This is a genomic window from Humibacter ginsengiterrae, assembly GCF_054780115.1.
Genome location: NZ_BAAGWY010000006.1, coordinates 155058 through 170351, shown reverse-complemented (window position 1 = coordinate 170351; position 15294 = coordinate 155058). Strand labels below are relative to the sequence as shown.

15 protein-coding genes are annotated in these 15294 nt (G+C 68.4%); 6 read left to right on the top strand and 9 right to left on the bottom strand.

Going from position 1 to position 15294, the window contains the following annotated elements; all coding sequences use genetic code 11:
* The first annotated feature begins 98 nt into the window (after positions 1 to 98).
* Complete coding sequence (locus tag ACYVII_RS09560) at positions 99 to 881, top strand: SDR family NAD(P)-dependent oxidoreductase (RefSeq protein ID WP_460534297.1); 783 nt, start codon at positions 99 to 101, stop codon at positions 879 to 881.
* Between the two features lie 125 nt (positions 882 to 1006).
* Here ACYVII_RS09560 and ACYVII_RS09555 read toward each other — a convergent pair whose 3' ends face one another.
* The 5 genes from ACYVII_RS09555 to ACYVII_RS09535 are packed head-to-tail and all read right to left on the bottom strand — an operon-like array spanning position 1007 to position 5543.
* Positions 1007 to 2026, bottom strand: a complete 1020-nt coding sequence (locus tag ACYVII_RS09555; RefSeq protein WP_460534295.1) for a LacI family DNA-binding transcriptional regulator — start codon at positions 2024 to 2026, stop codon at positions 1007 to 1009.
* A gap of 8 nt (positions 2027 to 2034) precedes the next feature.
* On the bottom strand, positions 2035 to 2307 hold the full coding sequence (locus ACYVII_RS09550; protein ID WP_460534293.1) for a hypothetical protein: 273 nt from the start codon (positions 2305 to 2307) through the stop codon (positions 2035 to 2037).
* A 4-nt stretch (positions 2308 to 2311) separates the two neighbouring features.
* Complete coding sequence (locus ACYVII_RS09545) at positions 2312 to 3235, bottom strand: carbohydrate ABC transporter permease (RefSeq protein ID WP_460534291.1); 924 nt, start codon at positions 3233 to 3235, stop codon at positions 2312 to 2314.
* Positions 3232 to 4242, bottom strand: a complete 1011-nt coding sequence (locus ACYVII_RS09540) for a carbohydrate ABC transporter permease (RefSeq protein WP_460534289.1) — start codon at positions 4240 to 4242, stop codon at positions 3232 to 3234. The genes ACYVII_RS09545 and ACYVII_RS09540 overlap by 4 nt, the downstream gene beginning before the upstream one ends.
* A 2-nt stretch (positions 4243 to 4244) precedes the next feature.
* The gene (locus tag ACYVII_RS09535) at positions 4245 to 5543 is read right to left on the bottom strand and encodes an ABC transporter substrate-binding protein (RefSeq protein ID WP_460534287.1); all 1299 of its coding nucleotides are present in this window, start codon (positions 5541 to 5543) and stop codon (positions 4245 to 4247) included.
* 243 nt (positions 5544 to 5786) lie between these two features.
* Between ACYVII_RS09535 and ACYVII_RS09530 the strand changes: the two genes are divergently transcribed.
* Positions 5787 to 6761, top strand: a complete 975-nt coding sequence (locus ACYVII_RS09530) for an aldo/keto reductase (RefSeq protein ID WP_460534285.1) — start codon at positions 5787 to 5789, stop codon at positions 6759 to 6761.
* Positions 6762 to 6795: 34 nt separating this feature from the next.
* Here ACYVII_RS09530 and ACYVII_RS09525 read toward each other — a convergent pair whose 3' ends face one another.
* Together ACYVII_RS09525 and ACYVII_RS09520 are read right to left on the bottom strand one after the other, a co-directional pair.
* Complete coding sequence (locus ACYVII_RS09525; protein WP_460534283.1) at positions 6796 to 7677, bottom strand: LysR family transcriptional regulator; 882 nt, start codon at positions 7675 to 7677, stop codon at positions 6796 to 6798.
* Positions 7678 to 7702: 25 nt separating this feature from the next.
* A complete protein-coding gene (locus ACYVII_RS09520) occupies positions 7703 to 8380 on the bottom strand; it encodes a GntR family transcriptional regulator (RefSeq protein ID WP_460534281.1) in 678 nt (225 codons plus the stop codon).
* 172 nt (positions 8381 to 8552) lie between these two features.
* Here ACYVII_RS09520 and ACYVII_RS09515 point away from each other — a divergent pair, with 172 nt between their 5' ends.
* Positions 8553 to 9791 carry an MFS transporter gene (locus ACYVII_RS09515; RefSeq protein WP_460534279.1) on the top strand — a complete coding sequence of 413 codons (1239 nt, stop codon included), beginning with the start codon at positions 8553 to 8555 and terminating at the stop codon, positions 9789 to 9791.
* Positions 9792 to 9894: 103 nt separating this feature from the next.
* Here ACYVII_RS09515 and ACYVII_RS09510 read toward each other — a convergent pair whose 3' ends face one another.
* Positions 9895 to 10566, bottom strand: coding sequence for a metal-dependent transcriptional regulator (locus tag ACYVII_RS09510; RefSeq protein ID WP_460534277.1), 672 nt, complete (start codon positions 10564 to 10566; stop codon positions 9895 to 9897).
* A gap of 193 nt (positions 10567 to 10759) precedes the next feature.
* Between ACYVII_RS09510 and ACYVII_RS09505 the strand changes: the two genes are divergently transcribed.
* From ACYVII_RS09505 to ACYVII_RS09495, 3 genes are all read left to right on the top strand, one after another.
* Entirely contained in the window at positions 10760 to 12124 is a 1365-nt protein-coding gene (locus ACYVII_RS09505; RefSeq protein ID WP_460534420.1) for a cystathionine beta-synthase, read from the top strand.
* Between the two features lie 186 nt (positions 12125 to 12310).
* On the top strand, positions 12311 to 13477 hold the full coding sequence (locus ACYVII_RS09500; protein WP_460534275.1) for a cystathionine gamma-synthase: 1167 nt from the start codon (positions 12311 to 12313) through the stop codon (positions 13475 to 13477).
* Positions 13478 to 13586: 109 nt separating this feature from the next.
* Complete coding sequence (locus ACYVII_RS09495) at positions 13587 to 14096, top strand: DinB family protein (protein WP_460534273.1); 510 nt, start codon at positions 13587 to 13589, stop codon at positions 14094 to 14096.
* A gap of 4 nt (positions 14097 to 14100) precedes the next feature.
* Here ACYVII_RS09495 and ACYVII_RS09490 read toward each other — a convergent pair whose 3' ends face one another.
* Complete coding sequence (locus tag ACYVII_RS09490; protein WP_460534272.1) at positions 14101 to 15213, bottom strand: dienelactone hydrolase family protein; 1113 nt, start codon at positions 15211 to 15213, stop codon at positions 14101 to 14103.
* Positions 15214 to 15294 lie beyond the last annotated feature (81 nt).

Sequence of the window (15294 nt, the reverse complement as noted above, 5' to 3'; positions counted from 1 at the left end):
TTTCCCCGACCAGCTCAATGGCGGGCCCCGCTGACACGGCGAGCGCGGGGGACCGCCTGTTGCGGAGCTCGGGTCGCCAGCGCCGTATCGTGCTGACCATGGCTACTGCTCTCATCACAGGCGGCACATCCGGCATAGGTGCGGCCTTCGCGCGCACTCTCGCGGATCGTGGAAACGACATCGTGCTCGTCGCCCGTTCGAGGGATCGACTTGAGGCCATGGCCACCGAACTAGGAATGGCCGGACGCACCGTGGAGATCATTCAAGCGGACCTCGGTTCGCGGGACGACGTCGCCCGAGTGGTGGCTCGGCTGGCCGATGACTCGCGACCGATCGAGATCCTCATCAACAACGCCGGATTCGGCATATCCACGGATCTCACCGATCAGGACTCGACGCTCCACGACCAGGCGCTGGAGGTCATGTGCCGTAGCGTGCTGGTGCTCTCCGCTGCGGCGGCACGTTCGATGCGCCTCCGTGGTGCGGGAACCATCGTCAACGTTTCGAGCACCGCGGGCTTCCTCGCCATGGGGAGCTATTCCGCGATCAAAGCGTGGGTGACCACCTTCACCGAGAGCCTCGCAGTCGAACTGAAGGGCACCGGCGTACGAGTGACGGCACTGTGCCCCGGATGGGTGCGTACCGAGCTTCACGAGCGCGCTGGCATACCGTCGAGTTCGATTCCCAATGGACTGTGGCTGAACTCGGAAGACCTTGTCGAAGCGTGTTTACGCGACGTGGACAAAGGCAAGGTGATCTCCATACCTACCCTGCGGTATCGGCTGATCATCTGGCTGATTCGTCACTCGCCGCGCAGCGCCGTACGCGCCCTCTCCGGCGCGATCTCGGAACAACGCCGGCGGCATCCAGTGGCACCGTGACACCGCCGGTCGCTTCACGTCACGATCGCCAGTCCCACATTCGTGAAACCACGCCCGCCGAACGGGCCACTGCAAGCGCTCGCGGGGAGCGCTTCAGCAACGAATCCCGGAGTGTTGTCTCAGGTTCATGGCGCCGTCGAAGGAGGCGGCGCGGTGCTTCCCCGGTCGACGAATCGCACCGGATGCCGTACAGAACGCGGTCGCGCGGGGTCTCCGGCAAGCTCGGCGAGCAGCATCCTTACTGCGGTGGCTCCCTGCTCGCCCGGGTCCTGTTCGAACGTGCTCAGCGAGAACACGCGGGAGAGCGGATGCCCGTCGATTCCGATCACCGAGACATCCTGCGGCACCCGCAGCCCCTGCGCCCACAGCGACAGCAGTGCGCCGAGCGCCATCTCGTCGCTGCCGGCGAAGATCGCTGTCGGATGCCGGCGCCCGGCATGCAGCATCGCGTCCACCGCCCTGCGGCTGGCCGCCGTGTCGAACCCGCCGTGCAGCACGAGATCAGGCCGCACCGGCAGGCCCGCGGCGGCCATCGCCCGCTCCCAGCCCGCCCGCCTGGCCCGCGGCACCACGTGGTTCAGCCCCTCCTCGTCGTCACCGCCGAGGAACGCGATCTCGCGGTGCCCGAGCTCGATGAGGTGCTGGGTGGCGGCGCACGCGATACCGAGATCGTCGATGCCGATGTGCCGGATGCCCCGCACGGGCCCGCCCACCACGATCGCCGGATGCCCGGTGGAGGCGAGCTGCCTGCGCTCCTCCGCGCTGAAATCGAGGCACAGTGCAACCAGGGCATCCGTGCGCTTGCGCAGGATCGAGCGGTGGAACACCCGCGACCGGTCACCACCACGACCGCCCAGGTTGAACAGGATGAGGTCGTAGCTCGCGCTCCGTAGCTCCCGGTCGATGCCCTCCAGCACGGCCGTGTAGAACCACCGGCTCACCGAGGGCACCACGGCGCCCATCGCCATGGTGCGCCCGGTGGCCAGGCCCGCGGCGCTCGACGACGGCACGTATCCGAGCGCGTCCGCGGCTCGCCGCACCGTCTCCCGGGTCTCCGCGGCCACGTTCGGCAGCCCGCGCAACGCCCGCGACACCGTTGCCGTGGACACGCCACTCGCCCGCGCGACGTCGTCGATGCCCGTCATGACCTTCGTCAGCCGCGCACGGTGCTCTGGGAGGCGGGGCTCTGCCGGGCGGCGAGCATCCGTCTCGTCATGCGACGCCGCCCGAGAAGGAGCAGGGCGAGCAGCACGACGAACGCGAGCAGTGCGAGCGCCCAGCCCAGGGCATCCTGACCGGTGAGCTCGCACCCCAGCGTGATGACGAAGAACGCGGCCGTGAAGAACCCGACTACGCCGACGAACACGTCGAGCGTCTCGCGCGGGTCACGCCGCGAGCCGCTGTTCATCACCCGGATGCCGCGCATCGCGCTACCCCTTCACACCGCCGGCCGTGAGGCCGGCCACGATGCGACGCTGGAAGATCAGCACCAGGATCATGAGCGGGATCGTCACCACGACCCCCGCGGCCATCACCGCGGTGTACGGCTCCTGGTGCGGCTGGCTGCCCGTGAACCCCGCGATCGCGACCGTCACCGTCTGGGTCGCATCCGTCGTCAGCTGGCTGGCGATGAGGTACTCGTTCCAGCTGGCGATGAACGCCAGGATCGCGGTGGTGAACACGGCGGGAGCGGCCAGCGGCAGGATGATCTTGCGGAACGCCTGCGCCGACGTGCAACCGTCGATGCGTGCCGCCTCTTCGAGGTCCCACGGCATCTCGCGGAAGAACGACGTGAGCGTGTACACGGTCAGCGGCAGCGCGAACGAGATGTCAGGCAGGATCAGCGCCTGGTACGTGCCGATCCAGCCCCACGACGTGAACAGCTGGAACAGCGGTGTCAGGAGCGCAACACCGGGGAACATCGACGCGCCGAGGATGACGCCCATCACGATGCCCTTGAACCGGAAGTCCAGCCGCGCGAGGGCATACGCCGCGAAGACTCCGAACAGTAGGCAGACGATGGTGGTGATGCCGCCGATGATGAGGCTGTTCAGCAGCGCGAGGCCGAGGTGGTTGCCGAGGTTCGTCGACAGCGCCGTGACGTAGTTCTCCCACGTGAAGTGCGTGATCCATGGCGTGTTGTCGAAGGTGTAGCCCACGTCGCGGAACGAGGTGACGATCATCCAGTAGAACGGGGCGATGCACCATACGACGATGACGATGGCGCTGAGTCCAGTGCGGATGCTCTGGGCTCGGCGCCTGCGCCGGGCGGCGGTGTTGACCGTGGCCGCGCCCGCTCGGCGGAGTTCGCGCCCCTCGGTGGAGGCGGCAGCAGGACCTGCGATAGCGCTCATAGCGTGCCCTTCTGCTGGGACTCCTGCGTGCGCACCACGTTCGCGCCGAGGAACCGCACGAAGACGAACGCGACCAGGAAGATGATGATGAACGTGATGGTCGACAGTGCAGAGGCGCTGTTCGGGCCCTGCCTGATCTGATCGACGACGAGGATCGAGAGCGTGGTCGTGGCGTTGCCGCTTCCGCCGCCTCCTCCGGTGAGGATGGCGGGCAGGTCGTAGATGCGCAGGGCATCCAGAATGCGGAACAGCACCGCCACCATCAGCGCGGGCTTCAGCAGCGGCATCGTCACTCGCCAGAACCGCTGAAGCGTCGTGGCGCCGTCCACCTTCGCCGCCTCGTACAGCTCCTCCGGGATCAGCTGTAGCCCGGCGAGGATGAGCAGCGCCATGAACGGCGTGGTCTTCCACGTGTCGGCGATGATGATGGCCCACCGCGCCGACCACTCGCCGCTCACCCAGAGCACGCGCTGTCCGATCAGGACGTTGGCGATGCCCGCGGCCGAGAAGATGAAGTACCAGAGCTTCGCCGTGACGGCGGTCGGGATGGCCCACGGCACCAGGATGGCGGCGCGCACGATTCCGCGGCCGTGGAAGGCGCGGTTCATGATGATGGCCATCCACAGCCCGAACAGGGTCTCGAGCACCACGGTGACGACCGTGAAGAAGAACGTGATGCCGACCGCGTTCCAGAACTGAGCACCCAGGCTGCCCGGAGGGCACGCGATCGCCCCAGTCGCCGATGAGCACTGCTGCAGGAGCCAGTGCGTGTAGTTCGCGAAGCCCGCGAAGCCGCCTTGAACGAACATGCCGGTGGCGGAGTCCAGGCCGGCATCCTTCTGGAACGACATCACGACGGCGCTGACGATCGGGTACCCGATCACCACCGCCAGCAGGACCATGGTGGGCAACAGGAGCCAGATCGCCCACCTGGTCTGCCCGCGTTTGTGCTCGCGCTGGGGGCGCGGCGCGCGCACCGCGCCCCCAGCGACCGTCTGGGTCGACATGGCTAGCTGCCGGAGCCGGCTGTCTTGATGGCGGCTGACATGTCGCTCACCGCCTGGTCGACCGACTTGTCACCCTTCAACGCCGCGTAGGAGTTGTCCTGGATGGCCTTGGTCACGGCCGGATAGAACGGCGTCACCGGGCGCGGGACCGCGCTCTCGATCGACTTCTTCAACGTGCTGAGGTAGGGGAACTGCTGGTTCAGCTCGTCGCTGTCGTACAGCGAGGAGAGCACCGGTGCCAGCGAGCCCTGCGTCATGAAGAACTTCTGGGTCTCCTCGCTCTGCAGGAACTCGATGAAGTCGTGCGCCGTCTGCTTGTGCTTCGAGTACACGCTGATCGCCGCGTTGTGACCGCCGAGGCTGGATGCGCCGGGCTTGCCGTCGCCGTTGCCCGGCAGCGGTGCGACGGCGAACTTGTCCTTCACCACGCTGGATCCGTCGGTCTTGGCCAGGTTGTAGACGTAGGGCCAGTTGCGCAGGAACAGGAGCTTGCCGGACTCGAATGCCTGCCGACCCTGCTCCTCCTGGTACGTGATCGCCTCTGCCGGGATGTTCCCGTTCTTGAAGGCGTCGACCAGCTGCTGCAGGCCCTTCTTGGCTTCCGCTGAATCAACGGTCGGCGTCTTGCCGTCCTTGCCGACGATGGTGCCGCCTGCGGTGTTGATGGCCTCGGCCGAGTTCACGGTGAGGCCCTCGTACTGAGCGAACTGGCCGGCGTAGCATCCGATGCCGGCCTGCTTCGCGATGTCGCAGTCCTTCATCATGTCGTCCCACGAGGTGGGGGGAGTCTTCACCAGGTCGCTGCGGTAGTACAGCAGGCCGCCATCGCTGGTCTGCGGTGCCGCGTACAGGGTGTTGTTGTAGGTGCCCGTCGCGACCGTCGGCTTGAAGAGCTTCGACGTGTCGATGGCCATCTTGCCGGTCAGCGGCTGCAACCATCCCTTGGCGGCGAACTCGGCCGTCCAGACGACGTCGACGTCGACGACGTCGTAGTTCGCATTCTTGGCCTGGAAGTTCTGCACGAGGTCGTCGTGCTGCTGGTCGGCCTTGTCGGACTGCTCCTTGAAGGTGACCTTCTCGTCGGGGTGCGCCTTGTTCCACTTGTCGAGCAGAGGGCGGATGACGTTGCTGTTGTCCTTGCCCTGCACGTACGTGATAGGACCCTTGCCGTCGAGGTTCTCCTGCGCGGGGCCCGAGCCGCTGCCGCCGCCTCCCCCCGAGCATCCGGCAAGGACCATGCCGAGTACTGCGACGCCGGCGACCCCCGCCAGACGCAGGGACGTTTTACGCGCTCTTGTCATGTCCACTCCTCTTCGAGCGAGCTGGTGTGCTGTGGTGTGTGCTGCGACGGCCGGCGCCGATGGCGATGTGACCGTGTCTTAGGAACCTTAGACCTGTGAGAACGCAAATGTAAGCGTTTGCGTCAAACGCTTACACGCTGTAAGACGCGATCGCTCTTCAGCGGGATTGAGAACGCGGGGCGAATGAACCGATCGAATTCTCCCGTTGGACGGCACAATGACCCGAGCGGAAGAGTGGATGCCATGGAATACACGCACCTCGGCCGCACAGGCCTCACGGTCTCCCGCATCGTGCTCGGCACGATGAACTTCGGGCCCCGCACCGACGAGCAGACGGCTCACGAGATCATGGACACCGCCCTCGACGAGGGCATCAACTTCTTCGACACCGCCAACGGCTACGGCGGTCCCGACCACCCTGGCCACACCGAGGAGATCATCGGCAACTGGTTCGCCAAGGGCGGTGAGCGGCGCGAGAAGACCGTGCTGGCCACCAAGCTCTACGGCGACATGGGAAACTCCTGGCCGAACAGCGGACGGCTGTCGGCGCTGAACATCCGCAACTCCATCGACGCGAGCCTGCGCCGCCTTCAGACCGACCATGTCGAACTGATCCAGTTCCACCACGTGGACCGCGACACCCCGTGGGACGAGATCTGGCAGGCCATCGAGGTCGCCGTGCAGCAGGGCAAGGTGATCTACGCCGGGAGCAGCAACTTCGCGGGCTGGCACATCGCGCAGGCGCAAGAAGCGGCGGCGTCCCGCCACTTCCTCGGGCTGGTCAGCGAGCAGTCGCTGTACAACCTGATCGTTCGTGACATCGAACGGGAGGTGATCCCCGCGGCCGAGCGTTACGGCCTCGGCGTCATCCCCTGGTCGCCGCTGCAGGGCGGCCTGCTCGGCGGCATCATCAAGAAGCAGGCGGATGCGTCACGCCGCAACGAGGGACGCTCGGCCGAGTCGTTCCAGACGCATAGAGCGCAGCTCGAGGCGTATGAATCCTTCGCCGACGAACTGGGCGTCGAGCCTGCGCAACTCGGCCTGGCCTGGCTGCTGCACCAGCCTGCGGTGACCGGCCCGATCACCGGACCGCGCACGCCCGGGCAGCTCACGAGCATCCTCGGTGCGGTCGATGTGAAGCTCGACGCAGCTGCGCTGGCGCGTCTCGACGAGATCTTCCCCGGCCACAAGCCGGCACCGGAGGACTACGCCTGGTAGAGGTCTCCCGGAGCCCTGGCCGCCGCAGCACGCACTAGGCGGCCAGGGCGGATCCCTCCAACTGCGCCAGGAACGCACGTGCGGCGGGGCCCGCGACCTCGGGGGTGGCCACTCCCACCGACCATTCCAGGCCGGGAGCATCCAACGGCACGGAGGTGAGGCTGTGTGGCCGCTTCATCGCGAAATGCGCGGGCACGACGGCCACCCCGAGATCATGCTGCACGAGATCCAGCAGCGAGTGCACGTCGTTCGTCTCCAGGTCGGCCGAACGCTGCGCACCGATCGACGCCAGCGCCCGCCCGACCAGGAGCTGAGCGCCCCAGTCGCTCTGAAAGCCGACGAGGGTCTCACGCGCGATGTCCTGCATCGTCACCGAGCTCCGATTCGCCCACCTGTGGCGTGTGCTGCAGAGTACGGTGAACGGCTCGCTGGAAACCCGGCGAACGCGCACGCCGAGGGGGTTCAGGCCGCACTCGGCGATCAACGCGACGTCGAGACGACCGGATGCCACGTCATCGAGAAGCCGCGCGGAACCGGCGAACCCTAGTCGCACGCCCACCGCGGGGTGATTCGACCGGAACTCCGCGAGTTCCGCAGCGAGATCGCCCAGCCCGAGGCACTGCTCTGAGCCCACTGACAGGGTTCCGGTGAGCACTTCACGCACGGCGACCACCGCCTCCTTCGCCGCCGCAGCGCTGGCCACGGTGCGCACCGACTCGACGAACAGCGCGTGTCCCGCCTGGGTGAGCTCGACCCTGCGAGTGCTGCGAAGGAAGAGCTCGGTGCCGAGCTCGGTCTCCAGCGACCGGATGGATGCCGACAGGCCGGACTGCGAGATGTTCAGCGAACGGGCAGCCCTGGTGAAGTGCTTCGCTTCGGCGACCGCGATGAAGTGTTCCAGCTGGCGTAGTTCCACGCCGCGACGCTACGCCACGTGCCTGTTACTCGCCGACGATGCGCAGGCCCCGGGCGCCGAAGGCACGGCGATCGGAGCGGATGGATGCCAGCAGGCGGTCGAGGTTCGCCTGCGTGTGGTGCGCGATCGCGGAGGCGGCGGCATCCGCGTCACGGTGGGCGATGGCATCCACGATGGCCGCGTGCTCATCCCACGCGGCGGCGCGCCCTTCCTCGGTTCGCATCTCGAGCCACCGCGCGCGTGCCATGCGCGTGACGGTGTCCGCGACCGCTTGTGCGATGAACGCGTTCCCGCTGAGTGCGGCGAGCCCCTCGTGAAAGTCCGATCCGCGCCGCATGCCCGCGTGCTCGTCGTCTGGCTCCGTGCTCTGCGCCGTCACCGACTCGGCGAATCGTGCGAGTTCGGCGTCGGATGCCCGCTCGCACGCCAGGCGCGCACCGGCGCACTCGACGGCCTCCCGGTATTCGGAGAGCGCGGTCACCTCGTCGAGATCGATGGGCGTCGCATTCCACGCGCGGCCGTCGCGTGCGACGAGGCCCTCGTTCTGCAGTCGCATCAGGGCGGCGCGCACGGGGGTGCGGGATGCCCCGAACTCCGCCTCGAGGCCCCGCTCGCTCAGTCGCGCTCCCGGCACGATGTCGAGGGACAGGATCGCCTGCCGGACTTGGTCGTAGACCTGATCGGTCTGGGAGGCCCCTTGCATCCCTCCAGTATGGGCAAACCGAGACAGAGTCCGCACCGCTTGCGAGTGAATTGGTATACCACTATGGTATCCCGTAACGAGCACGAGTCACGGTCGAACGAGCCCGAGGCCGCGCCTTCCGGAGACCGGCATGGTGTCCGGGGGCGCGGCCGGACGGTAAGGAGAAAGCCTCATGGCGCCGAGACGACCAGCACACCCCGCTTCGACGCCCCGAACGGGATCGCTTCGGCCGTGGCTCATGCTCGCAACGGCCGTGCTCGCTCAGGCCGCAGGCACCGTGTTCCAGTCGGCGCCGGCCTTCCTCATCCCGTTGCTGCACACTGAGCGCGGTGTTCCGCTCGCGCAAGCCGGACTGCTGGCCTCCGCGCCGACGCTGGGCCTCGTGATCACGCTCGTCGCGTGGGGCGCGCTCACCGATCGGGTCGGAGAGCGCTGGGTGATCGCAGGTGGCATGGCGCTGACGGCGCTGGCCGCGATCGGTGCTGTGACCGCCTCGGGGTATCTCGGACTGGGCGGATTCCTGTTGCTCGGCGGGGCGGCATCCGGCAGCACGAACGCGGCGAGCGGCCGCGTCGTCGTCGGGTGGTTCCGCAAGGAGCGACGTGGGCTGGCGATGGGCATCCGCCAGATGTGTCAGCCGCTGGGCGTCGCGGTTGCCGCCATCGCGGTGCCGCCATTGGCGGCATCCGGCGGCGTTGCCGCGGCGATGATGCTGCCGCTCGTGCTGACGGCCGCGCTCGCCGTGCTCAGCGCCGCGGTGATCGTCGACCCGCCGCGTCCGAATCGATCGGGAGCGGATGCCGGTGCCCGTCCGGAGAACCCGTATCGGGGGACCGCGACGTTGGTGCGCATCCATCTCGCGTCGGCGCTGCTCGTGATTCCGCAGTTCACGGTGTCGATCTTCGGGCTCGTATGGCTCACCGCGGATCGCGGGATGAGTACGACTGCGGCCGGCATCGTGGTCGGTGTGTCGCAGTTCGTCGGGGCCTTGGGGCGCGTGGCGATCGGCGTGCTGTCCGACCGTGTGGGCAGCCGGTTGCGTCCATTGCGCTGGGTCGCGTGGACGGCGGCCGCGGCGATGATCGTGCTGGCACTGAGCGAACTGGCGCCGTGGTGGGCGGGCGTCGCGGCACTCATCGTGGCGGCCACCGTCACCGTCGCCGACAATGGTCTGGCCTACACGTCCGTGGCGGAACTCGCCGGGCCGTTCTGGTCGGGGCGTGCGCTCGGCACCCAGAACACCGGGCAGTTCCTGGCGGCCTCGATCGTGGGCCCGGCGGTCGGCGGCCTCATCACACTGGTCGGCTACCCGCTCGCCTTCGCACTCGTGGCCTTGGCGCCGGTCGCCGCGGTGCCGCTCGTGCCGCGCGAGCCGGCCGAGGTGGAGACGGCTGAGGCGGTCGTCGGCTAGCTGATGCGGCATCCTCCGACTTCAGGTCGCACTTTTTGTCGCCTGCGGCCCGATGAAGCGACAGAAAGTGCGACCCGAATGTGGGAGATCGTGCTTCCCGCCGTCAGGCTGGCGCCACCCAGATGGCGCGGGCGGCGACGTCCCCCACCGTGATCGGGCCGCCGTCGTCGACCGAGACGACCACGTCGCCGGCGAACGGGCGGGTCTCGAGCAGGGTGGCGCGAGCATCCAACCGGATGCCTCGCTCGGCCAGGTAGCGCAGCACCGCCGGATCGGAGTCCGAGATGCGCACCACGCACAGCGTCGCGTTCGGCTCCGCCTCCAGCAGCGGCAGGGCGTGCGGGGTGCGCGGGTCGCCGTCGGCCGTGGGGATCGGGTCCCCGTGCGGGTCGCGCACCGGATGCCCGAGTGCGGCGTCGATGCGCTCGATGAGCGTGTCCGAGACGGCGTGCTCGAGCACCTCGGCCTCGTCGTGCACCTCGTCCCAGGGGTAGCCGAGCGTCTCCACCAGGAACGTCTCGATCAGCCGGTGCCTGCGCACCATCGCGAGTGCGTGCATCCGTCCGGCCTCGGTCAGCGCGACCGCCCCGTACGGCTCGTGCACCACGAGCCCCTGCTCGGTGAGGCGCCGGATGCCGTCGCTCACTGTCGCGGCCCGCACCCCGATGCGCGCCGCAAGCGCGGTCACGGTCACGGGAGTCTGCTCCCACTCGTTCGCTGCCCAGATCACCTTGAGGTAGTCCTGCGCCGTGTTCGTGAGGGACGAGACCGACATGGCGTTCAGTCTAGGGATGCCCGGTTGCCGGTCGAATGCGACCGGGCGCGATCGTGTCGTAGGCTGGTGCGCGTGTTCCTGAACTGTTGTAGCCGCTGAGGCGCGCCGCCCCAGCCGTGCTTTCGCAGCGGGCGTGCGCGAGGCATCCGCCGTCGACCACCCACTCAGCATGAAGAACAACGACAGGACCAGCATGAAGTTCGCCGCATCCGTCACCGACCTCATCGGCAACACGCCCCTCGTGCGCCTTAATCGCGTCACGGAAGGCATCCGCGCCACGGTGCTCGTCAAGGTCGAGTACCTCAACCCCGGCGGGTCCAGCAAGGACCGCATCGCCGAGCGGATCATCGACGCGGCCGAGCGCGACGGCCTCCTCAAGCCCGGCGGCACCATCGTCGAGCCCACCAGCGGCAACACCGGCGTCGGCCTCGCCCTTGTGGCGCAGCAGCGCGGCTACCGTTGCGTGTTCGTGCTGCCCGACAAGGTCGGCGAGGACAAGCGCAACGTGCTCACCGCCTACGGTGCGGAGATCGTGGTCACCCCGACCGCGGTGGCGCCGGACGATCCGGACTCGTACTACAGCGTCTCGGACCGGCTGGTGCGAGAGATTCCCGGCGCGTACAAGCCGAACCAGTACGCCAACCCGAACGGGCCGCGCAGCCACTACGAGACCACCGGCCCGGAGATCTGGCGCGACACCGAGGGTCAGGTGACGCACTTCGTCGCGGGCGTGGGCACCGGCGGCACCATCACCGGAACCGGCCGGTATCTCAAGGAGATCTCCGAAGGCCGTGTGCGGATCGTCGGCGCCGATCCCGAGGGTTCGGTGTACTCCGGCGGCACCGGACGCCCGTATCTGGTCGAGGGCGTCGGCGAGGACTTCTGGCCGGATGCCTACGATCCGTCTGTGCCTGACGAGATCATCGCGGTCTCCGACGCCGACTCGTTCGCCATGACCCGCAGGCTCGCGCGGGAGGAGGGTCTGCTCGTCGGCGGTTCCAGCGGGATGGCCGTGGTCGCCGCCCTGCGCGCTGCGCGCGATCTCGGTCCCGACGACGTCGTCGTCGTGCTCCTGCCCGACGGCGGCCGCGGGTATCTCGGCAAGATCTTCAACGACGGCTGGATGCGTTCATACGGCTTCAGCGACGACTCCGGGGAGGCGACGGTGCGGGAGGTGATCGCCTCGAAGTCGGGAGCGCTGCCGGATCTGGTGCACGCGCATCCGTCCGACACGGTGCACGACGCGATCGCGATCATGACGGAATACGGCGTGAGCCAGCTGCCCATCTTGAGCGCCGAGCCGCCCGTCGTGATCGGCGAGGTCGTCGGATCGCTCGACGAGCGCACGCTGCTCGACCGCGTGTTCGCGGGCGAAGCGAGCATGGCAGACAGCGTCGGATCGGTTGTCGCGCCACCGCTGCCGCTGATCGGAGTGAACGAGACGGTGGCCGCCGCGCGTGCCGCTCTCGGCGAGGCGAACGCGCTGCTCGTGACGGATGAGGGCAAGCCGCTCTCGGTGATCACCCGCGCCGACCTGCTCGCGTTCCTGAGCCGCTGATCGTGCTCCGCAAGTCCGGCTCACCGCCCTTCCCCGTTCGTAACTCCTGCAACTTGTTCGCATGAACCGACGCGCAGTACAGGACCGCGCGGAGGCGTCCCGCCAGGCCTGCCAGATTGCAGGAGTTACGAACCCGGGGGCGGGCGCGACACGCATCCACGCAAACCGAGAACGAAGGAGACGACTGTGACCGAGACACACGCCGAGACCGGATTCGCCACCCGCGCCATCCACGCCGGCCAGGAGTTCGACCCGACGACCGGGGCGGTAGTTCCGCCCATCTACCAGTCGTCGACCTTCGTGCAGGACGGCGTCGGCGGACTGCGCGGGGGCTATGAGTACGGCCGCTCCGCCAACCCCACGCGCACCTCGCTCGAGGTCGTGCTCGCCGCGCTCGAGGGCGGCGACCGCGCGCTCGCGTTCGCCTCAGGACTCGCCGCCGAGGACGCCCTGCTGCGCTCCGCCCTTCGCCCCGGCGACCACGTGGTGCTCGGAAACGACGTGTACGGCGGTACCCACAGGCTGATCGATCGCATCCACGGGGAGTGGGACATCCGTCACACCGCCGTCGACCTCGTCGACCTCGACGCGGTGCGGAACGCGCTCGCCGCCGACCGCACGCGGCTGCTCTGGATCGAGACCCCGAGCAACCCGCTGATGAAGATCAGCGACATCGCCGCGCTCGCCGAGCTCGGCCACGCGGTGGGTGCGCAGGTCGTCGTCGACAACACGTTCGCCTCGCCCGCGCTGCAGCAGCCGTTGTCGCTCGGCGCCGACGTCGTCGTGCACTCGACGACGAAGTACCTCGGCGGTCACTCCGACGTGATCGGCGGCGCCGTCATCCTGCGCGAGGGCGACCTCGCGGAGAAGCTGGCGTTCCAGCAGTTCGCCGCAGGCGCCATCGCGGCGCCGATGGAGGCGTGGCTGACCGTGCGCGGCATCAAGACGCTCGACGTGCGCATGCAGCGGCACTCCGAGAACGCGCAGGCGATCGCCGAGCGGATGTCCGGGCATCCGTCGATCGAGCACGTCTACTACCCGGGTCTGCCGTCGCACCCGGGTCACGACCTGGCCGCCCGTCAGATGTCGCGCTTCGGCGGCATGCTCTCGGTCGCGGTGCGCGGGGGAGCGGATGCCGCCCGCCGGCTCGCGGAGTCCACGCGCGTGTTCCAGCTGGCCGAGTCGCTCGGCGGCGTCGAGTCGCTGATCGGGTACCCGAGCGAGATGACGCACGCCTCGGTGCGCGGCACGGCGCTGGAGGTGCCGGAGAACATCGTGCGGCTGTCGGTGGGCATCGAGTCGGTGGACGATCTCGTGGCCGACGTGGAGCAGGCGCTCGACCGGATCGCGTAAGCCGACGAGCACCTCACCAAGCTCGGTGCGCAGCTTGCACCGCGGGTAACGTGGCGAAACGGATGCCTCGGGCATCCGTTTCGCCACGAAGACCAAGGGAGCCAGCCGAATGGACACCAGAGAGCTACTGTCGGATGCCGTCGAGCGCGTCGGCCAGGGCGTGCATCGCCTGCTCGAGGGCGTCGGAGAGCATGAGCTGACGTTCCGTGCCGACCCGGACGCGAACACCATCGCGTGGCTGGTCTGGCATCTGACCCGTGGACAGGATGCGCAGATCGCCGATGTCTACGGGCTGGATCAGGTGTGGACATCCGAGGGCTGGGTAGACCGATTCGCTCTGCCGTTCTCCCGCAACGCGAGCGGCTACGGACAGTCGAGCGACGAGGTGGCGGCGGTCCGCGTCTCGCCGGAGCTCCTGCTCGGCTACTACGACTCGACTCAGCGTGTCACGCTCGCGCGAATCGCCGCGACCAGCGACGCCGACCTCGATCGCGTCGTCGACACGCGCTGGAATCCGCCCGTCACGCTCGGCGTGCGGCTGATCAGCATCATCGACGACGACGTGAAGCACCTCGGCCAGGCGGAATACGTGAAGGGTCTGGCGCAGCGCGCCAAGTGAGGTGCTATCGGTCGGATGCCCGCCACGCCACGAAGAACTCCGTCGCCTTCTCGAGCATCTCGGCCGTGAACTCGTGTCCGACGTCGAAGAACCGGCCGTCGTATCCCGGGTACGAGCCCAGTGCATCGTGCGCAGCGCGCATCCCCTCTAATGGGAACAGCGGGTCGCGCTCGCCGTAGAGCACGAGCAGTTCGCGGGCCTTGCCGATCCATGCCAGTTCCGGCCAATCGCACACCTGCGGAAGCCCGGGGCTGTTCAGCAGCCAGGAGTGTGTCTCGACGTAGTCGGGGACGAGCGAGCCGAACGTCGCCATCATGCACGCGACGACCACGGCGCCGATCCGGTCGTCCAGCGCGCCGAGCAGATGCGCGCGACCGCCTCCACCGGAGAACCCGATCGCGCCGAGGCGATCGGAATCCACTCCCGGCAGCCCGGCGAGTACGTCGGCCGCGACGAGGTCGTCCGCGACGACCATCCCGGCGAACGTCTGCCCGAGCAGGCCGGCTGTCTTCGCGATGAGGTCTTCGTGTGCCGACGAGACGGCATCGAAGAGCTCGTCATCGCTCGGTGGGTATCCCTCGGCCGCCCAGAGCGCCAGCAGGGCATCCCGTGTTCGAGCGAGCTTGGGCGGCGGCGCGGACAGGTCGAACCGCCTGCTCGCCCACGAGAACGTGTCGTGCGCCAGCACCACGAAGCCGGCCTTCGCCAACCGGTTCGCGACGGCATCCGGATTCTCGCCGTCGAAGTCGATGAGCTGAGCTGCGCCGGTGGACCGTCGTCCGCCGTGGGGATGCAACGCAAGGATGCCCGGCAGCAACCCTGAGTCCTTGTCGCCCCCAGCCGCACTCGCCTCGCTCCCGAGCGGGGCCGACTCGGTCGGCCGCAGTTCCCACGCCTGCGTCTCCGGGCCATACGGCATCCGCCAGTGCAGGGGCGTGATCGCGACACCGTCGCGCACGGTCGACTCGCCGCGGCGCACGGCCGGCGGGTCGGGCTTACGGCGCAGGCCGAGGACGCCCGCGAGTGCCTGTGTCGGGGCATCCGTTGCCGCGAACGGCGGAGTGGCGGCCGCGTGACGGGGCCAGTCCGCATAGCCGGGTATCGCCGACGAACTCATGCCGAACGCTCCTTGGTGCGGGCTGCGCCGCAGACAGATCGGTGCCCGCCCCGGCCGTGCGGCCAGAACGGGCACCGACGA